Source organism: Bartonella sp. AP331QHHD, from assembly GCF_042195905.1.
In the GTDB taxonomy this organism is placed as follows: domain Bacteria; phylum Pseudomonadota; class Alphaproteobacteria; order Rhizobiales; family Rhizobiaceae; genus Bartonella.
On the sequence record NZ_JBHIPG010000031.1, the window covers coordinates 146,122 to 166,209 of the forward strand.

Consider the following 20,088-nt stretch of genomic DNA (forward strand, 5'->3'; position numbering starts at 1 on the left):
TCAGTCAATAAAACGATGAGGAAGTAGGACAGGTGCATGAAAAAAAGCTGTAAAGAAAAAAGAAAAAGGGAGCAAGAAAACTGGACGCCACTTCTCCATACGAAGGATGCTCTACAACAGATCCATAAAGTCTCTAATTCAGCACAGGTGCGTTCGTCTACTTATCGTTTAGCCTATATCGATCAAGATTTTATGATGCGTCCAGAGCTGCGTTCACAACGTATTAGTCTTGAATTTTTAAAGCCGGAAATAACCCTTAAAGAATATGATATTCAATCAACAGTTGTTTTATTTGGTGGTGCGCGTATTCCTGAACCTGGGCAAGCAGCGTGGGCTGCAAAAAATGAAATACAAAAGAAAAATTTGCATGCTATGTCACATTATTACGATGAAGCAAGAGAGTTTGCGCGTTTGTGCTCACTCTATTCTGCTACGACACAATATCGTGAATTTGTGGTTGTTACGGGGGGCGGACCAGGAATCATGGAGGCGGGAAATCGTGGTGCTTGTGATGTTGGTGCCCCAACGATTGGCTTGAATATTATTTTACCACATGAGCAAGAGCCTAATTCGTATGTGTCGCCGCATTTATGTTTCAATTTTCATTATTTGGGGATGCGCAAAATGCATTTTTTAGTACGAGCGAAAGCCCTAGCCATTTTCCCTGGCGGATTTGGAACTCTGGATGAACTGTTTGAGACGTTAACTTTAGTACAGACGGGGCGTATGAAACAGGTACCAATTTTATTGTTTGGCAAAGAATTTTGGAGCAATACTGTCAATTTTGAGTATCTGTCTGCACAAGGTACAATTTCTCCTACTGATATTAATTTTGTGAAATTTGTTAATACAGCAGCAGAAGCTTTTGAAGAAATTCGTTCTTTTTATAAACTGCCTTAACGACTTTTGAGATGCTCACTCTTGAAGGATAATTAATACTCTACTTTGGTTAAATAAAGTCCTGAGGGGGGGGCAACAACACCACAACGTTTACGATCTTTAGCATGAAGAGCTGTTTCGAGATCTTGAGCTGTCCAACGTCCAATACCCACTTCCATGAGGCTTCCTGCGAATGAACGGATTTGATGATGAAGAAAAGAACGAGCTTGTGCATAAAGGAAAATTTCTTCACCTTCTCTTTGAATATCGAGACGTTCAAGGGTGCGAATAGGGCTTTTGGCTTGGCAATGTGCTGAACGGAAAGTTGTAAAATCATGTTGTCCTACAAGCTTTTGCGCAGCTTCATGCATGGCTTCAGCATGAAGAGGTTTTGGTATCCACCACACGCGTTTGGCATTTAAAGCTGGTGGAGAGCGACGATTAAGTATTTTAAAAAGATAATGGCGTTTTACAGCGGAAAATCGTGCATCAAAGTCATCAGGGACATTTTCTACATTTAAGATTGAAATCGCCTCTCCCTGTTTACGTAAAAGAGCATTGAGCGCGTCACGCACAGTATGGGAGAACCAGTTTTTTTCAAAATCAACATGCGCAACTTGTCCCGTAGCATGTACGCCCGCATCGGTTCTTCCTGCTGTTGTTATGGTCAATTGTTGTCCACTAAAGCAAAAAATTGCTTGTTCAAGAGCTCCTTGTATCGTGTGAAGTTTTGCTTGACGCTGCCAACCAGCATAATTTGAACCATCATATTCAAGAGTGAGTTTAAAACGTGGCATCTTAAAAAACAGCAGAAATATGAGCACCTCGCAAAAAGGTTGCGCACTCAAGAATTTTACCGCCAGATCTTTGGAGAGAGGTTATTTCTATCCGTCCTTGCCCACAATGGATAATCAAAGAATCTGGTTCTATCCGTCCAATTTCAAGAGAAGGACCTGTTGTTAAACGACTATCAAGAATTTTTACACGTTCTTCTCGTCCACCGATATTCATATTGCACCAGCAACTAGGAGAGGGAGAGAGCGCGCGAATATGCCTATGAATAAACTCTGCAGGTTTTGTCCAATCAATGCGGGTCTCTTCTTTTCTAATTTTGGCGGCATAGGTGATGCCTTCTTCTGATTGTGGGGTCAGTTTAAGTTGTCCTTTTTCAAGAGTGGATAAAGTCTCTACCATAAGTTCTGCGCCAATATGTGAAAGTCTGTTTGAAAGCTCAGCAGTGGTGGTGTTATCAGTAATGGGGATGGAGCGAGAAAGAGCGATAGGCCCCGTATCAAGTCCTTCATCCATTTTCATGATCATGATACCTGTTTCTTTATCACCAGCCATAATTGCTCGTTGAATAGGCGCAGCACCACGCCAACGTGGTAAGAGTGAAGCGTGGGCATTAAAACAACCAAAACGTGGCGTTTCGAGAATAGCTTTGGGTAAAAGGAGTCCATAAGCCACCACAATAGCAGCATCAACAGAAAGTGCTGCAAATTGCTCCTGTTGTTCGATTGTTTTGAGTGTTTGAGGCGTGAAGACAGGAATGGATTTTTCTTTTGCTACGGTGTGAACAGCGGAGGGGATTAATTTAAGTCCTCGACGTCCTGCTGGACGAGGGGGTTGACTATAAACAGCAACAACATCATGACCTGCATCCAATAAAGCATGTAAAATAGGAACAGAAAAATCTGGTGTTCCCATAAAACTTAATCGTAAAGCCATTACAAAACTGCTTCCTGCATGTTTTTTTCTTTTGCGCGTTTTTTAAATTTTCGTATCACCATATCGCGTTTGATCTTTGAAATGTAATCAATAAAAAGGCGCCCATCTAAATGATCAATTTCATGCTGCAAGCAAGTTGCTAAGAGATCGTCTGCTTCAATTTCTGTTTGTTTTCCTTCACGGTTCTGATAGCGAACACGAAGGCGTTTAGGACGTTCAACCTCTGCAAAATAATCAGGAATAGAAAGACAACCTTCTTTGTAAATATTACGCTCATCTGAAAGCCATAAAATTTCAGGGTTGATAATAACAAGTGGTTTTTTCTGCTCATCTTCAGAATTTCCAGAGACATCTATAACCAACATACGTAGCGGTATACCAATTTGAATAGCAGCAAGACCAACGCCTTTAGCATTATACATGGTTTCCAACATGTCATCCGCAAGTTTTTGGAGAGCTGAATCGACCTGCTCAACAGGTTTGGACACTTCCCGTAAAATCGGATCAGGTAAAGTAACTAAAGATCTCATTGGCATAAGTAGAGATTAATCAATGGTTTGTTATTGGTCAATATTGAATAACGGATTCTTGCGTTTTTTTACAATAAGAGCGTTATATTACAATTTATGTTTGATTCGTTTTTTTCCATACTCGCTGGTGATTTTTTTTCTAAACTAATGCTTTTGCTTTTATTTATACTTGTCTGTTTGGCATTTTTTATGTTGATACATTCTCATCGAAAAAAAGCATTTTTGGAAAATGAAATTGCTGAACGCGCACGTGAGGCACAAATGCAGATGGCTACCTTGCTGAAAACACAAGCTGAAATGCAAGGACGAATGCAAACGATGGCGGAAATTTTTGGTCAACGGCAGGCTGAATTGAATAAATCACTCAGTGAGCAACTCAATGGGATGACAACAAGCTTAGGCCAAACACTTCAGGTACAGACCAAATCCACTTATGAAAATTTGAATCGTTTGCAAGAGCGTTTAGCAGTGATTGATGCAGCACAAAATAATATTCAATCACTTACGGGACAAGTTGTTCAGTTGCAGTCCATTTTAAGCAATAAGCAGACGCGTGGTACTTTCGGTCAAGGGCGGATGGAAGCAATTATTGCCGATGCCTTACCAACAAACGCTTATGCTTTTCAGGCTGTTCTTTCCAATGGAAAGCGCCCAGATTGTCTCATTCATATGCCCAATAAAGCTCCTTCTCTTGTTGTTGATGCTAAATTTCCTCTGGAAGCTTGGAATGCTATGCGTGAGGCAGAATCAGCGCAAGAGCGTCAAGAGGCAGAACGCCAATTTCGTACCGATATGGAAGTTCATATTCGTGATATTGCACAAAAATATTTGATTCCTGGAGAAACCCATGACACTGCTTTCCTTTTTGTGCCATCTGAATCGATTTTCGCAACAATTTATGAGGACTTTGAGGCATTGGTACAAAAATCCAATAGAGCCCATGTGATTATTGTTTCACCATCTTTGTTGATGCTCTCTGTCCAAGTGGTACAAACCATTATGAAAGATGCGCGTATGCGTGAACAAGCGCATTTAATTCAATCAGAAGTAGCAAAATTGATGGAAGATTTTGGACGAATGGATACGCGTGTTCGCGCACTACAGAAGCACTTTCATAAAGCAGGTGAAGATATAGAGGGAATTTTGATATCGTCCTCCAAAATCATGAAACGGGCAAATCGCATTGAAACTGTCGAATTAAAAGAAAATTACTCTGAACCAACAAAAATGACAACATTGGCTCAGTCGCAAACATTGCGTTTTGCTGATGAGGAATAAAGCAAAGCAAGCTTCTTAGATATTACAAGTTAGATCATGTTCTTTATTGATTGGTAATCATTTTTTAGTATCTCTATCTTGTTTTATTTCTTAAACGAGAGGAATAGGAATATGCGACACCTTTTGTTTTTAGGGGCACTGGTGTTTTTGCTAGAGGGATGCGCAACAACCACTCCCATCCACACAAATAATGCTTGTGCTATTTTAGCACAAAAAAATGGTTTTTTTGACAATTGGGGTAAGGTGTCTCAAAGAGCGGAAATGCGCTATGGAATTCCTATGCCTATTATTCTTGCAACCATTAAGATGGAATCGAGCTTTCGTCACAATGCACGCCCTCCACGCAAAAAACTACTTGGTTTTATCCCATGGAAGCGTCGGTCGACAGCTTATGGTTATGCTCAAGCGCTTGATAGTACATGGGCAATGTATCTTCGCTCTACAGGAAAGTCTTTTGCATGGCGTACGAATTTCGCAGATGCTGCTGATTTTGTTGCTTGGTATCATAGCCAAAGTGTTCAACGCAATGGGGTGAGGTTTGATGATGCATATAGCCTTTATTTAAATTATCATATGGGGCATGGTGCTTATGCACGTAGTGGTGGGCATGTCAGTGCTGCGCTTTCACAGACAGCACAGCGCATGGCAAGGATATCGAGGCTCTATGAACAGCAATTAAAAAGATGTGGATGGCATTAGGGAAGATTTTTGAAAATCTCAATCAGGGAATTGATGGGATAAAATTATTCGAAAGCAAAATTCCGCATGATATGATAAAATAGTGTCGTTTTCCGATCGTTCAATGAAATAAATTGTTATTTTTTAGAATAAACTCAAGCAACAGAAAGTTTTTGCAATACACAATATATTTGAAGATACTCTCGACATTTTTACTTCCTTTGTTAAAAAAATTTATAATAGAAACCATTTTCTATTTAGTGTTGGCATTTCGCATTGGGCTAAGTACTAGAGGTTATTGAAGAAAAATTTTAAAATATAATATCATTTTTTATTTTCATTATGCGTATTACTGGCTGATTATTATATGAATATTTTCTTTGTTAAGCGTATAAAATAGCAATTAAAACAAATGCAATTCGGGCATCATAAAAAGGGTAAAATATTCAATATAAAAAAACGAGAAATGCATTAAACGAAAAAACGTTGTTTTGTATAAAGAGGGCGCTACAGTCTTCAAAAAAACTAAGTGTATTTAGTATTGTATGAAATAAAACATAGTCGTCCATCCAGTTCATCTTAATTGAAAGAAGTTATCTTATTGTATTGTAAAAATACTCCTGTTTATAGGATGATAAGGTATATGCAACTTTATACACAATGAATATTCAGGGTAGGGAATATTCAGAGAAAGATTTGTAACGCCTATGAAGTAACAAGTCAGTCTCCAATGTTGTGATAGCTTTTGCATTTGAGAATATTTATGAGAAGCATTTTTATTCTTTTTCTTAAATGGTTTAAGATATTGATTTATAAAGATAATATATCGTTATTCATATTAAAGTAAGAATCTCGAATGGCGTAGGGTTTTATCGTTTCAGATCTCTTGAGGTTGAATCAATAAAACCATTGGCTTGCACATAACAAGCACAATGGGTATGTGGATAAAAACTGTGAAAGAAAAGACTAAAAATGTTTTTTTATGAACATACATTCTCAAATGTAAGAATTATCCGTAACATTGGGAATTAGCACATATAATGATAGCACCACTTTGCTCTTACACCTCGACCTTGTTTATGACGTGCAGGGAAAAAAATTAATTGATTCAATATATTATTTAAGTGTTAATATACCTTAGTATTGAGCAGGTATACGCTACTCAAGGTGGATAATTTTTAATTGGCAGAACATCTGATCAGGCTAAAAATACTCGAAAAAAGTTCTGATTCGCAATAATTGAGAAGTATATTTTAATATTTTATTCTCTACTCTTTGTTTAAGTACTTCATATCTTTAAAAAAGATACCGGTAACCAACATATTATGATATTTGTGGAAATATTGTGGTAAAGGAAATTCAAATTTTGTCCTTTAAGACAAGGCGCAGGTTAAACAGCTCATTTTCTATTTCTGTGCAAAGCATAAAAAATTATCTACTTTCACGGTTGCGACAGTAAATTTTATAATCCAACAAATGATTAAAAATGTATTATAATATCATTAAGATGCAAGGAACAGGCGCTATTGGAATGATAATTAAATAGCACATAAACCTTTTAAATTGATGCACACATCTTTTATTATAATTGATTCCCTTGATAGAACAGTTGGTCTTTTTGGTGGAGCTAAGCGGGATCGAACCGCTGACCTCTTGCATGCCATGCAAGCGCTCTCCCAGCTGAGCTATAGCCCCTATAAAAACAAATTGTCCCAAAAAGACAGTATACAATTCCAGCTTTTCTAGAACGATCAAAATTGAAGATCAAGAAGAATTTACATTCAATAGAAAAGATGTCCTCTTTTACTTCTTTTAAGCATCGTCATCATTAGAAACACCGCCTCCGAGAATATCAGTAACGTCATCATCTTCATCGTCACCATCATGAGACAAAAATGTATCATCATCATCACCAAGATCTACATCACTATCTTCTAAATCAGGAAGATCGTCATCTTTAGAATCCACATCATCATCTTCAAGAAGCATAAAAGCAGATTTTTCAAGTGCTGTATCAAGCTCTTCAGTATCAACTTCTTCTTCATTATTTGCTTCCGCTGCTGCAACTTCAAAGTAAGAACGCGGATAAGAAATCCCTGTATAGGGCGACACAATAGGATCGCGATTTAGATCGTAAAATTTTTTTCCTGTTTCTGGATCAACACGTTTAGTTCCAAGTTCTTGTTTTGCCATAAACCGTGCCTCTTTGATTAACTATTATTCCATTAAAAGATAAATTTTATGGTGCTTAATCGAAAAATAATACCTTTGTCAAAGATAAATACACTGTTCCACAGTGATTTTTTCATGACGTCTTTTAAAGCATGTGCTAAAGGATGCACAATTTCATAAAAGTTAGATAGAATTAAATAGAATTTCCATGCAAAAAGCAATCCCTATAACCACCTATAAATCGAGTAGTCTCTCTGGAAAAATTCAAATACCAGGAGATAAATCAATCTCTCATCGCTCTCTTATATTGGGAGGATTAGCAAGTGGTGAGACATATATTCATGGATTACTTGAAAGCGCTGATGTACTCAATACAGCTGCTGCTATGCAAGCTATGGGTGCCTGTATTATTAAAAAAGAAGACTTTTGGATCATACGAGGAACAGGGAATGGTTGCCTTTTAGCTGCACAAAAACCTTTAGACTTTGGAAACGCTGGAACAGGTGCTCGTTTGGTTATGGGAATGGTTGGTCCGTATCATATGAAAACAACCTTTATTGGTGATGCTTCTCTCTCTAAACGTCCAATGGGACGTATCCTTGATCCACTGCGTCTCATGGGGGTTGAAATTGAGGCAACGCGCGACGATCACCTTCCTTTAACGCTTTATGGTCCGAAAATGGCTAATCCGATTCGTTACCGTGTTCCAATAGCTTCCTCCCAAATTAAATCAGCAATCCTGCTTGCTGGACTCAATACCGCCGGCACTACAACTGTTATTGAACCAGTTCTGACACGAGATCATACGGAAAAAATGTTAAAAGCATTCGGTGCGCAACTTGAAATAGAAAAAGATAACGAAGGTGCGCGTTTGATTCATCTTAATGGTCAACCCCATCTTACTGGACAAACGATTCATATTCCGGGTGATCCTTCTTCTGCTGCTTTTCCAATTATCGCAGCCCTTCTTATAGAAGACTCTGATATCACCATTGAAAATGTTTTGATAAATAACTCTCGAATAGGACTTATCGAAACATTGTGGGAAATGGGTGCTCAAATTGAATTTTTGAACCGACGTCAAACAGGTGGAGAGGATGTTGCTGATCTACGGATAAAATCATCGGTCCTTAGAGGCGTTACGGTGCCCAAAGAACGTGCTCCATCGATGATAGATGAATATCCTGCTTTGGCAGTAGCAGCTGCCTTTGCAGAAGGCAAAACAGTTATGCTAGGAATTGAAGAATTGCGTGTAAAAGAATCGGATCGATTGTCTGCTGTTGCTCAAGGATTAAAAATTAATTGCGTAGACTGTGAAGAAGGTCAAGATTTTCTTATTGTTTATGGAAAAGGTTCTGCCAAAGGTTTGGGGGGTGGGTATGTTGCCACACATCTTGATCATCGAATTGCTATGTGTTTTCTCATTTTTGGGCTTGTGTCAGAAAAACCTGTTACCATTGATGATAAACGAATGATCGCTACGAGCTTTCCAGAATTTATTCCTTTTATAAAACAACTTGGGGGAAAAATCGCTTGAAGCCTTTTGTTATCGCCATTGATGGACCTGCTGCCTCAGGCAAAGGAACCTTAGCACGCAAAATTGCTGCACATTATCGCCTTCGTCATCTCGATACTGGTCTTACTTATCGTAGTGTTGCTCATACGCTTTTACAACAAAATTTAGCTCTTAATGATGAAAAAAATGCTATTATTTATGCTAAAGAACTTGATTTTAATACCTTAAATCCTTCTCTTCTTTCTTCTCATGAACTTGGTGAAGCGGCTTCAAAAATAGCAATTAACCCTGCTGTACGCAAAATTCTTGTCGAAAAACAACGCAACTTTGCTAAAGTTTTGCCCGGCTGTGTGCTTGATGGGCGTGATATCGGAACGATTGTTTGTCCTGATGCCGATATCAAGTTTTATATTCTAGCCAATGTTCAAACACGCGCCAAACGCCGCTACCAAGAGATTTTAAAAAAAGGTGTTCAAGCAAATTATCATGAAATCCTAGCTCAACTTGAACAGCGCGACAGTCGCGATATAACGCGCAAACAAAGTCCACTAAAACCAGCAAAAAACGCCCACTTGCTTGATACGTCAGAATTGAGTATAGAAGCAACATTTGAAATTGCATGCAGTTTTGTTGATCCAATCATAAAAATGCATATAATTGGATAAATTCGTTAAGGTAACTTCCAGCCTAGCGCTAACTTTTTTCCTTTATTCAAGGAAAAGGCTAGGGAGTTACTCATGTTAACACTAACCTAGCGCTCATACCTTATAATACAAGGTATATATTAGGAGTTCTTATGTCACAATACAATCCCACAACAGCGGATTTTGAAGCCCTTTTAACAGAATCTTTTCAAACTAATGATCTTAATGAAGGATCTGTTGTTAAAGGTCGTGTTATTGCAATCGAAAAAGACATGGCCATTATTGATGCTGGTCTTAAAGTCGAAGGACGTATTCCTCTCAAAGAATTTGGAGCTAAAGCAAAAGATGGTTCTTTGCAAGTTGGCGATGAAGTTGAGGTTTACATTGAACGCATTGAAAATGCGATGGGTGAAGCTGTTTTATCGCGTGAAAAAGCACGGCGCGAAGAAAGTTGGGTCCGTTTGGAGGAAAAATTCAATGCTGGTGCACGCGTTGATGGAGTGATCTTTAGCCAAGTAAAAGGTGGTTTTACAGTTGATCTTGATGGTGCCGTTGCTTTCTTGCCTCGCAGCCAAGTTGATATTCGTCCCATTCGTGATGTTTCACCCCTCATGCATAATTCACAGTCCTTTGAAATTTTGAAGATGGATCGTCGTCGTGGCAATATTGTGGTCTCACGCCGCACTGTTTTAGAAGAAAGTCGCGCTGAGCAACGTTCAGAAATCGTACAAAATCTTGAAGAAAATCAAATCGTTGAAGGTGTGGTGAAAAATATTACAGATTATGGTGCCTTTGTTGATCTTGGTGGGATTGATGGTCTCTTGCACGTTACAGATATGGCATGGCGGCGTGTTAATCACCCATCTGAAGTGCTCACAATTGGCCAAACGATTAAAGTGCAGATTATTCGCATTAATCAAGATACGCACCGTATTTCTCTTGGAATGAAACAGCTTGAAAGTGATCCTTGGGAAAGCATCAGTGTCCGGTATCCGATTGGTAAAAAAATTACGGGTGCTGTTACCAACATTACTGATTACGGTGGTTTTGTTGAAATTGAACCAGGAATCGAAGGGCTGATCCATGTTTCTGAAATGAGCTGGACAAAGAAAAATGTTCATCCTGGAAAAATTCTGTCTACATCACAAGAAGTAGAAGTGGTTGTTCTTGAGATTGATCCTTCTAAACGGCGTATTTCTCTTGGCTTAAAACAAACATTTGAAAATCCATGGGAAGCTTTTGCCAATAAATTTCCTGTCAATTCGCAAATTGAAGGAGAGGTTAAAAATAAAACAGAATTTGGTCTGTTTATTGGGCTTGAAGGCGATGTTGACGGTATGGTTCATTTGTCTGATCTTGATTGGAACCGTCCTGGTGAACAAGTTATTGATACTTATAATAAAGGCGATATCGTTAAGGCTGTGGTCCTTGATGTTGACATTGAAAAAGAGCGCATTTCTCTTGGAATTAAGCAGCTTTCCAGCGATAAAGTTGGAGAAGCAGCTGCTTCTGGCGAATTGCGAAAAGGTGCAGTTGTAACATGCGAAGTGATTGCTGTTAACGACAATGACATTGGTGTGAAATTGATTGACCACAACCTTGAGACAACCATTCGGCGTGCTGATCTTGCGCGTGATCGTGATGAGCAACGTCCTGAGCGTTTCGCAATTGGGCAAAAGGTTGATGCTCGCATCACAGCATTTGATAAAAAAACACGTAAAATTTCAGTATCGATTAAAGCTTTAGAAATTGCAGAGGAAAAAGAAGCTGTTGCACAATATGGTTCTACAGATTCAGGTGCTTCTCTTGGTGATATTCTGGGTGCAGCTTTGAAAAAACAAGAACAAGATTAATCATCAATCATTAAAGTTGGTTTTATTATTAAGGTCACTCATTAGGAGTGACCTTTTTATTTTATAAAAAAATTGTCTGCTTATTTTTAAATTATTGAAACAAAAATTATAAATGCTTGCAAATAAAAACAAAAAGTTTGTTTTTTGTCTAACAACGGTTCACTATTCAGATAAAATGCTTAAAATTTAAATAAAAAACAATGTAATTGAATAACAATGGGACACTATGACGTGCATAATACCTTTCATAAAGTGCTTTTTTTCTCAAAAAGAGAAAAAAGATCATTTTATTAATACGGATTTTCCTCTTCGTGCAATTTATAAGGTACAGGAAGATCTTTATAACTTAGGGCATGATATAGCTTCTGGTAAAGAAATTTTACTCCCTGAATATGAAGGAGTAGGAGATTTTCGCAAGAGATTGAATGAAAATGCTAAACTTATTCTTCATGCCTTTCATACCAGTGATTTTGCTGCTCGAAATGATGAAACCATCGCACCATCTGCTCAATGGCTCATTGATAATCATTACACCATTGATAAAACCATACAAAAGCTACGTCGTAATCTACCCAAGTCCTTCATAAAGCAACTTCCTCTTTCTACACACAAAGCCGGAATACCACGAATTTTTGCTTTAACTTGGCTTTATATTGCGCATACCGATAGCAGCTTTTCACAAGAAACACTCACTGCTATGACCAACGGATTTCAAGAAGTTTGTGCGCTCACAATTGGTGAATTGTGGGCTCTTCCTTCAGTTATGCAAATGCTGCTCATTGAAAATGTCCGTCGTCTTTCAGTACGTATCGAAAAAGCGCGACATATGCGCCATCTTGCTAGTCAAGTAGCTGATAAAATTTCTCTTGTAGAAAATAAAACAAATCTACACTCTCTTTTTACGCAGTATAAACCATTTACTGTTGATCCAACTTTTTCAGCACATTTATTCTATCGCCTGCGCAGTGCATCTGTCGATTCAACCGTAGCATTAACTTGGCTTGAAAAGCAATTGAAAAGCCAAGGCAGTAGCTTAGAGATTGCAACAGCTGATGAACATACCCGACAAGCAGCAGATGGTGTGACCATGGGAAATATTATCCGTTCTCTTAAAGCTATAGATGATGTTGATTGGACAGCATGGTTTGAAACAGTGAGTTGTGTCGATTCTATTTTGCGTAAAAATAGTGATTTTTCTGAAATTGATGCTCACTCACGCAATATTTATCGACAAGTCATTGAAAAAGTTTCTCGCTTTTCGCCTCTTAGTGAACTGGAAGTTGCACATAAAGTTGTAGAAATGGCAAATTCCACTTCTAAAGATATGCCTCATCATTCTTGTGTGGGGTGGTACCTTGTTGATGATGGTCGTGGCATATTTGAAAAGGCTTGTGGGTATATTCCGCCCTTTCTCATAAAATGGACACGCGCTTCCTGTTGCTCAAAATTGAGAGTCATCGCCGTTCCTGTCTCTTTTCTGACGCTTGCTCTTTTGCTGGTAATTTACGCCCTTTTACAGCTATCTGGCATGACACAATGGATGTCTTTTTGCTTTACTGGATTGGCGCTTTTTCCTGCTATCGATGCTGCTTTTGCTTTATTTAACACTGTTGTTTCGTGGTTTGTCCCATCAAAACAACTCATTGGTTATGAATATAAAGAAGGTATTCCAAAACATGCAAGGACAATGGTTGTTGTACCTACTTTGATGACATCACGCGCTGACATTGATGAACAAGTGCGCAATCTTGAAGTGCACTATCTTTCCAATCCTAAAGGTGCCATTCATTTTGCACTCATTACAGATTGGGTGGATGCTCCATTGAGAGAAACGCAAGATGATCTTGATTTATTGCACTATGCGCAAAAGAGTATTGATAAACTCAATAGTCGTTATCATCGTGATAAACTTCCGCTTTTTTTCCTTTTACATCGCCGACGCCTTTATAATACAAGCGAAAAATGTTGGATGGGATGGGAACGAAAGCGAGGAAAACTTCATGAACTTAATCGGCTCTTAAGAGGCGATAAAAATACAAGCTTTTATCCTCCCAATCCACATCTTCCTATGGATTGCCGTTTTATTATGACGCTGGATTGTGATACACGTCTTACTCCAGAGAGCGTCGCGAAACTTGTTGGAAAGCTTAACCATCCACTCAATTATCCCGTTTTTGATCCACAAAGTGGAAAGGTTGTAAAGGGCTATAGCATTTTACAACCACGCATTATTCCTTCTCTTACAACAGGAAAAAAAACATCAATTCTCCAACGGGTTTTTTCTATAAACCGTGGCATTGATCCTTATGTTTTTGCTGTTTCTGATACTTATCAAGATCTTTTAGGAGAAGGCACCTTTATCGGTAAAGGTCTTTATAATATTGATGCATTTGAACAAGCACTTGATGGCAAAATTAAAGAAAATACTATTCTTAGCCATGATCTCTTAGAGGGAGGTTATGCTCGTACTGCTCTGGTAAGTAGCATAGAAGTCATTGAAGACTATCCAACCGCTTACAATATTGATGTTATGCGTTATCATCGTTGGGTCCGCGGTGATTGGCAGCTTTTGCCTTATCTTTTTCCCCACCGTCAAATAAGTTCCGTGACGCGTTGGAAAATGCAGGATAATTTACGTCGTTCTCTCACTCCACTTATGTGGTTAATCGCAGCATTTGCAGGATGGGCTTTTTTGTCTTTAAAGAGTGCAATCGTCTGGCAACTATTCTTGTTGTTTAGCTCCTTCATTTCACCCATTCTATGTGTATTAAAAACGCTTGTCTCATCCAATATAGATCATTCTTTGCGTGGACATTTTCAATTAATTTGGAACAAAATTGCTCTTACAAGCGCTGATATATTTCTTAAAACGACGTTTCTTGCTTATTCGGCGTATTTTATGACCGATGCGATTATTCGTACACTCTATCGTATGACGATTTCAAAACAGCATCTTCTTGAATGGAAAACTTCTGCCGCAACAAAATCAATACCCAATAGTTTGCGTTTCTATGTTTTTACAATGGCACCAGCATCGCTTATTGGTATTCTTACTATAGCACTCCCTCTTTTTTCTGATAGTTTTGCAAGCTTGGTTGCTTTGCCTTTTGGGATAGCATGGTTTTTTTCACCCTTCATTGCTTGGATTGTGAGTCAACCTTCAACCTTTCAAGATAGCCTTTATCTTTCTTCAAAAGATGAAAAAAAACTCCGTTCTATTGCACGGCGGACATGGCTTTATTATGCAACCTTTGTCAATGCACAAAACAACCATTTGCCTCCCGATAATTTTCAAGAAGATCCTGAACCTCTTGTTGCTCAACGTACATCGCCTACGAATATTGGGGTTTATCTCCTTTCTATTATTGCTGCACGTGATTTTGGTTGGATTGGTTTTGAAGAGACCATTACCCGTATTGAATGTACATTACGCTCTCTTGCAAAAATGGAAAAGTTCCGCGGTCATCTCTATAATTGGTATGAAACGGATACACTCAGGCCTCTTTTGCCTACTTATGTATCAACCGTTGATTCAGGAAATCTTGCCGGTCATTTGGTAACACTCTCTTCTGCCTTAAGTGAATGGGCTGAAAAACCTCATGTTTTTTTTCAAAGTGATCGAGAAGGCTTATCGGATGTTCTTGCTATTCTTGAAGAAACTGTCAGAGAAATTCCAGATCATCAACCCAGTTTACGCTCTTTACGCCAAAAAATCGAAGAAAACATCACTCGTTTTCATGATTCTATCTTCACTTTTATAGAACAAGAAAATACGATTCCTTCTCACATCATAGATCTTTCACTTGCAGCCCATGATATTGTGCACTTAGTCGGTGAACTTGACCACAAAATTCAAACGATAGAATCTGCTCGTGCGCTTTCTTGGGCTAAATGCCTTATCGACACCTGTAACGCTCATCATAATGATGCGACTGCTCATTGTGATACTGAAAAATTACGTAAAAAACTAAACAGGCTGGCTATAATGGCAAGGCAAATAGCCTTTGATATGAAATTTGACTTTTTAGAACAGCCTAAACGGCATCTCTTATCCATAGGATATCGTGTTCAAGAAAACAAACTCGATGAAAATTGTTATGACCTACTTGCTTCAGAAGCACGTCTTGCAAGCTTTTTTGCCATCGCAAAAGGAGATATAAAACTTAAACATTGGTTTCGTCTTGGTCGACTTCTCGTACCCATAGGTGGGAAAGGTGCACTCCTATCATGGTCTGGATCAATGTTCGAATATCTTATGCCATCTCTCGTAATGCATGAACCTTTAGGATCTCTCCTAGATCAAACAAATCGATTGATTATTCGTTGTCAAATACAATATGCCCATAAACGGGAATTGCCATGGGGTATTTCAGAAGCCGCATTTAATGCTCGCGATCATTTAATGAATTACCAATACGCTCATTTTGGTGTTCCAAACCTCGGACTCCAACGTGGTCTTTCACGCAATGCTGTCATTGCTCCCTATGCCAGCCTTCTAGCGGCACAATATGCTCCTGCTTGCGCTGTCGCTAATTTAAAACGACTCCGTGATCTTGGAGCTTTAGGAACATATGGTTATTATGACTCTGTTGATTTTACTCCAACACGCGTGAAAACAGGGGAAAAATACGCCATTATACGCAATTATTATGCGCACCATCATGGCATGTCTATCCTTGCTCTTAACAATGTTATTTTTCAAGGGCGAATGCGTGATCGTTTTCACCGTGATCCCGTTATTGAAGCAACACAATTGCTCTTACAGGAAAGAGCGCCTCATCTCATTCCTATTATTCATACCAAAGCTGTTAATCGTATGCGCAATAAGTCTCAAGCATTTGACGCAGCCCCTTTGCGCATTATTACAAACCCGTTACTCAAACCACGAGCAACTTTACTTTTGTCTAATGGCTTTTATTCTACCATGTTAACAGCGAACGGTTCTGGTTACAGCCGTTGGCACGATTATGCGATTACGCGCTTTATTCCTGATGCAACAGAAGATCAACAAGGTACTTTATTCTTCTTACGTGATACGCATAGTGGACGGTGGTGGTCTGTTACTGGTGAGCCAACACGTGTTATTGAAGAAGACGCTGTCAGCATTTTTACAGATGAAAAGGCTGAATATACAAAAATGGTTGATGGTATTAAATCAACACTTGAATGTCTTATTACATCTGAAGGATGTGGCGAAGGGAGACGTATTCAACTGATGAATACGACAAATAAAGACCGACTCATTGAAGTGACTTCTTATGGTGAATTAGCACTTGCCACGACGGATACAGACCAAGTTCATCCTGTTTTTTCTCGTATGTTTATAGAGACAGAAATTGCTGAGGAAGGCAAAACAATTTTTGCCAAAAGGCGTAAACGCTCACCTAGCGACCCTGATATTCATATTGCTCATTTTGTTTCTAGTACAACAGATACTCTCCAAGAGACAGAAGCTGAAACAGATCGCTCTCTGTTTATTGGTCGGGGGCGATCTATTCATCGTCCCGCTGCATTTGACCAAAATACTCGTTTTAGTAACAGTCAAGGTTGTGTTCTAGATCCTATTATGTCATTGCGCTGCTGTGTACAAATTCCAGCCCATGGCAAAGCAGAACTTATTTTTTGGACTTTCGCTGCTCATACAAAAGAAGCGTTGCATAATCATATTAAACATTATCGACAACCTGATATGTTTCAAAAAGAACTTTCAATGGCATGGACGCGCTCACAAGTTGCACTGTATCAGAGTGGAACTCAGCTTAAAGAAGCCATTGTTTATCAAAAATATGCAACACCGCTTATCTATCCAGACCGCACATGGCGTCTTCCTTCTGAAATATTAGCAAAAATGCTTGGAAAACAGTCTGATCTTTGGCCCATGTCCATTTCAGGAGACAATCCACTCTGTCTTCTTAGATTAAATAACGAGGGAAATATAACTGTACTGCGTGAGCTTCTTAAAGCACACGAATATTGGCGTATGCGCGGTCTTATTGTTGATTTGGTCATTCTCAATGAACAAACATTTTCTTATATACAAAGTACACAACGCGCTCTTGAGTGGGTCTGTGAATCTTATTATCACCACACGCAAAAAGCAGATGAACGCCAACATATTTTCATGCTTCGACGCGATCAAATGAGTGAACAGAGTTTTAAAACGCTTCTTGCATCAGCGCGTATCGTTCTTGATGCCCAAAATGGCTCTTTATCTGAACAACTTAAACGACTTGATGAGAATGATTTTAATCTCACAGTTCGTAAAAATTATCAAGAACCTTATGATCAATTAGACTTGCCAAGATATAACGAAGGACAGCAATTTACAACACAAACTGAACAAAATCTTTTTTCTTCCATTGGTCTTATTAGCCAACAAAAACCATCCTCTTTTCTCCCAAATGGAGAAGATCTAAGATATTGGAATGGTTACGGTGGTTTTAATCAGCACAATCATTATGTAATACGTCTTCATGGACGTACCACTACACCGCATCCGTGGATTAATGTCATTGCTAATCACAGATTTGGTTTTCATGTCTCTGCTGAAGGTGCAATTTTTACTTGGGCTAACAATAGCCGCGATTATCAACTAACTCCTTGGGCGAATGATCCAACGTCTAACCGACCAGGAGAAGCTCTTTATCTGGTTGATCGCCAGTCTTTAAAACGTTTCTCACCCGTTTCTACTGTTGAATGTGACGAAAATATTGTCTATGAGGCGTGTCATGGGTTTGGATTCTCAACTTTTAAATCAACACATTCAGAAATCGCATTAGAACTGACTCATACACTTGATCCCGAAAAACCTATTCGCTTTTCACGTCTTATCCTTACGAATGAAGGGAAAAAACCACGCAGTTTACGCCTTTATAATTATGTTGAATGGGTTTTGGGAAATGTCCGTACAAAATATGCCCCCTTTATTGTTTCCTCTTATGAGACCAGATGGGGTGCACATTTTATTCAAAATCCCTATCACATCGAGAAATCTCAACAAGTTACATTTTTATCAGCATCCGAAATGCCAACCAGCACGACGACCAATCGCGCTGAATTTATTGGTGCAACGGGAACCGTAACACGTCCAAATGCGATCCGTAAAGCCGCTGCTCTTTCAAATACCATTGAAGCAGGATGTGATCCTTGTTCAGCATTCGCCTATGATATTGATCTTCAACCAGGGCAAACAAAAGAAATCATCTTCTATCTTGGCAGTGCTGAAAATAGGCAAGAAGCTGAAAAATTACTCAATCAAGTACGTGCAAGTGATTTTGAAATTCAGCTCACAAAACAAAAACAGCAATGGAGTGATTTTGTTTCTCCTTTCCAAGTCAAAACACCTGATGCTTCTTTTAATCTTATGGTCAACCATTGGCTTCCTTATCAAATCTACGCATGCCGCATCATGGCACGCGCAGGCTTTTACCAAGCGAGTGGTGCATTTGGTTTTCGTGACCAGTTACAAGATAGCTTGTCTTTGTTATTGCTGGAACCACAATTAGCACGTGAACAATTGTTAAATGCAGCAGCGCACCAATTTCTTGAAGGTGATGTGCAACATTGGTGGTTGCCTGACACAAATGCTGGTGTTCGTACATACATTTCTGATGATATCGTTTGGCTTGCATATGCAACAGCTCTTTATGTCACTACCACTGGTGATGACGCTTTTCTTGATACGCTCATTCCTTTTATTGAAGGTGATGTTCTCAAAAGTGGGCAACAGGATGCTTATTTTCAACCCACCCAATCCCCAAAGGTTGCAACAGTTTATGAACATTGTGTTTTAGCTTTAGACCTTGCCATTAAACGCTGCGGACCACATGGTCTCCCTCTTATTTTAGGTGGGGATTGGAATGATGGCATGAATTTGGTCGGTGTGGAAGGAAAAGGCGAAAGCATTTGGTTAGGATGGTTTCTTGGGTACACATTACAAGCATTTATCTCTTTAGCCAAAAAACGTGCTGACAATAGCCATATGCAAATATGGAGTACGTACCTTGAACATTTAACAAAATGCCTAGAGAAAAATGGTTGGGATGGTGCTTGGTATCGACGTGGTTATTTTGATGATGGAACACCTCTTGGCTCTAAAATCAATGATGAATGTCAAATTGATACCATTGCTCAATCTTGGGCTATCATTTCTCAAATGGCATCGCCTGAACGTCAAAAACAAGCAATGACATCAATGTTGGAACATCTCTATGATAAAAAAGGCGGACTCATTCGCCTTTTTTGGCCGCCTTTTGATAAAAGTACGCTCGAGCCTGGTTATATAAAAGGTTATCCTCCAGGAATTCGAGAAAATGGTGGTCAATACACGCATGGTGCCATTTGGAGTATTTTTGCGTTGGCTGAAATGGAACAAAACGATAAAGCTTATGCTTTATTTTCTATGATAAACCCAATTACCCATGGACAAGATCCTGAAATTTATCGTGTTGAACCTTATGTAATGGTCGCAGATATTTATGCTGTTGAACCACGATGTGGTCAAGGCGGTTGGACTTGGTATACAGGTTCAGCCGGTTGGTTTTATCGCGCCGCAACACAAGCTATTCTTGGAATACAGCGTCAGGGAGACCTATTGTTTTTGCAGCCACATTTACCCTTTATTTGGCCAAAATATGAAGCAACAATGAAGTTTTATGATGCCGTTTATTGCATTAAAGTAAAATGGGGACCTAAAAATATGCTCTATATTAATAGCAAAGAATATACCGAAGTTCATATAGGGATAAAGTTACAAAAAACAGGTCAGCATGAAATTATACGTATTGTCAAATCTTAAAGATTAAAGATGA

11 protein-coding genes and 1 tRNA gene are annotated in these 20,088 nt (G+C 38.9%); 7 read left to right on the forward strand and 5 right to left on the reverse strand.

Going from position 1 to position 20,088, the window contains the following annotated elements; translation table 11 throughout:
• Positions 1 to 36 precede the first annotated feature (36 nt).
• Positions 37 to 900: an LOG family protein gene (locus ACFIMS_RS03980; RefSeq protein ID WP_375611394.1), complete on the forward strand. Its 864-nt coding sequence runs from the start codon at positions 37 to 39 to the stop codon at positions 898 to 900.
• Positions 901 to 932: 32 nt separating this feature from the next.
• On the opposite strand, the gene truA is transcribed toward ACFIMS_RS03980, so the two are convergent.
• Genes truA through def form a run of 3 tightly spaced genes read right to left on the reverse strand, consistent with a single transcriptional unit; the run spans position 933 to position 3,143 of the window.
• Positions 933 to 1,676 (reverse strand): tRNA pseudouridine(38-40) synthase TruA, encoded by a 744-nt coding sequence (gene truA / locus ACFIMS_RS03985; protein ID WP_375682588.1) that lies wholly within the window; start codon positions 1,674 to 1,676, stop codon positions 933 to 935.
• A 1-nt stretch (position 1,677) separates the two neighbouring features.
• The gene (gene fmt, locus ACFIMS_RS03990) at positions 1,678 to 2,607 is read right to left on the reverse strand and encodes a methionyl-tRNA formyltransferase (protein ID WP_375620855.1); all 930 of its coding nucleotides are present in this window, start codon (positions 2,605 to 2,607) and stop codon (positions 1,678 to 1,680) included.
• A complete protein-coding gene (gene def / locus ACFIMS_RS03995; RefSeq protein WP_375620854.1) occupies positions 2,607 to 3,143 on the reverse strand; it encodes a peptide deformylase in 537 nt (178 codons plus the stop codon). Before def ends, fmt begins: the two co-directional genes overlap by 1 nt.
• Before the next feature lie 90 nt (positions 3,144 to 3,233).
• Here def and ACFIMS_RS04000 point away from each other — a divergent pair, with 90 nt between their 5' ends.
• Both ACFIMS_RS04000 and ACFIMS_RS04005 read left to right on the forward strand, forming a co-directional pair.
• Entirely contained in the window at positions 3,234 to 4,415 is a 1,182-nt protein-coding gene (locus ACFIMS_RS04000) for a DNA recombination protein RmuC (RefSeq protein ID WP_375681208.1), read from the forward strand.
• Positions 4,416 to 4,526: 111 nt separating this feature from the next.
• The gene (locus ACFIMS_RS04005; protein ID WP_375612813.1) at positions 4,527 to 5,114 is read left to right on the forward strand and encodes a hypothetical protein; all 588 of its coding nucleotides are present in this window, start codon (positions 4,527 to 4,529) and stop codon (positions 5,112 to 5,114) included.
• A gap of 1,598 nt (positions 5,115 to 6,712) precedes the next feature.
• Here ACFIMS_RS04005 and ACFIMS_RS04010 read toward each other — a convergent pair.
• Both ACFIMS_RS04010 and ACFIMS_RS04015 read right to left on the reverse strand, forming a co-directional pair.
• Positions 6,713 to 6,788 (reverse strand) — tRNA-Ala (locus ACFIMS_RS04010).
• Positions 6,789 to 6,905: 117 nt separating this feature from the next.
• Complete coding sequence (locus ACFIMS_RS04015; protein WP_375611400.1) at positions 6,906 to 7,286, reverse strand: TIGR02300 family protein; 381 nt, start codon at positions 7,284 to 7,286, stop codon at positions 6,906 to 6,908.
• Between the two features lie 187 nt (positions 7,287 to 7,473).
• Between ACFIMS_RS04015 and aroA the strand changes: the two genes are divergently transcribed.
• From aroA to ACFIMS_RS04035, 4 genes are all read left to right on the forward strand, one after another.
• Positions 7,474 to 8,802 carry a 3-phosphoshikimate 1-carboxyvinyltransferase gene (gene aroA / locus ACFIMS_RS04020; protein ID WP_375611401.1) on the forward strand — a complete coding sequence of 443 codons (1,329 nt, stop codon included), beginning with the start codon at positions 7,474 to 7,476 and terminating at the stop codon, positions 8,800 to 8,802.
• Positions 8,799 to 9,446: a (d)CMP kinase gene (gene cmk, locus ACFIMS_RS04025; RefSeq protein ID WP_375611402.1), complete on the forward strand. Its 648-nt coding sequence runs from the start codon at positions 8,799 to 8,801 to the stop codon at positions 9,444 to 9,446. Before aroA ends, cmk begins: the two co-directional genes overlap by 4 nt.
• Before the next feature lie 131 nt (positions 9,447 to 9,577).
• The gene (rpsA, locus tag ACFIMS_RS04030) at positions 9,578 to 11,278 is read left to right on the forward strand and encodes a 30S ribosomal protein S1 (protein ID WP_026500132.1); all 1,701 of its coding nucleotides are present in this window, start codon (positions 9,578 to 9,580) and stop codon (positions 11,276 to 11,278) included.
• Between the two features lie 226 nt (positions 11,279 to 11,504).
• Complete coding sequence (locus ACFIMS_RS04035; RefSeq protein WP_375696404.1) at positions 11,505 to 20,075, forward strand: GH36-type glycosyl hydrolase domain-containing protein; 8,571 nt, start codon at positions 11,505 to 11,507, stop codon at positions 20,073 to 20,075.
• Positions 20,076 to 20,088: the final 13 nt, after the last annotated feature.

Excerpts from the sequence above, each read along its gene's own strand:
- ACFIMS_RS03980 (WP_375611394.1), top strand. The coding sequence starts at position 37 with ATGAAAAAAAGCTGTAAAGAAAAAAGAAAAAGGGAGCAAGAAAACTGG.
- truA (WP_375682588.1), bottom strand. The coding sequence starts at position 1,676 with ATGCCACGTTTTAAACTCACTCTTGAATATGATGGTTCAAATTATGCT.
- fmt (WP_375620855.1), bottom strand. The coding sequence starts at position 2,607 with ATGGCTTTACGATTAAGTTTTATGGGAACACCAGATTTTTCTGTTCCT.
- def (WP_375620854.1), bottom strand. The coding sequence starts at position 3,143 with ATGCCAATGAGATCTTTAGTTACTTTACCTGATCCGATTTTACGGGAA.
- ACFIMS_RS04000 (WP_375681208.1), top strand. The coding sequence starts at position 3,234 with ATGTTTGATTCGTTTTTTTCCATACTCGCTGGTGATTTTTTTTCTAAA.
- ACFIMS_RS04005 (WP_375612813.1), top strand. The coding sequence starts at position 4,527 with ATGCGACACCTTTTGTTTTTAGGGGCACTGGTGTTTTTGCTAGAGGGA.
- ACFIMS_RS04015 (WP_375611400.1), bottom strand. The coding sequence starts at position 7,286 with ATGGCAAAACAAGAACTTGGAACTAAACGTGTTGATCCAGAAACAGGA.
- aroA (WP_375611401.1), top strand. The coding sequence starts at position 7,474 with ATGCAAAAAGCAATCCCTATAACCACCTATAAATCGAGTAGTCTCTCT.
- rpsA (WP_026500132.1), top strand. The coding sequence starts at position 9,578 with ATGTCACAATACAATCCCACAACAGCGGATTTTGAAGCCCTTTTAACA.
- ACFIMS_RS04035 (WP_375696404.1), top strand. The coding sequence starts at position 11,505 with ATGACGTGCATAATACCTTTCATAAAGTGCTTTTTTTCTCAAAAAGAG.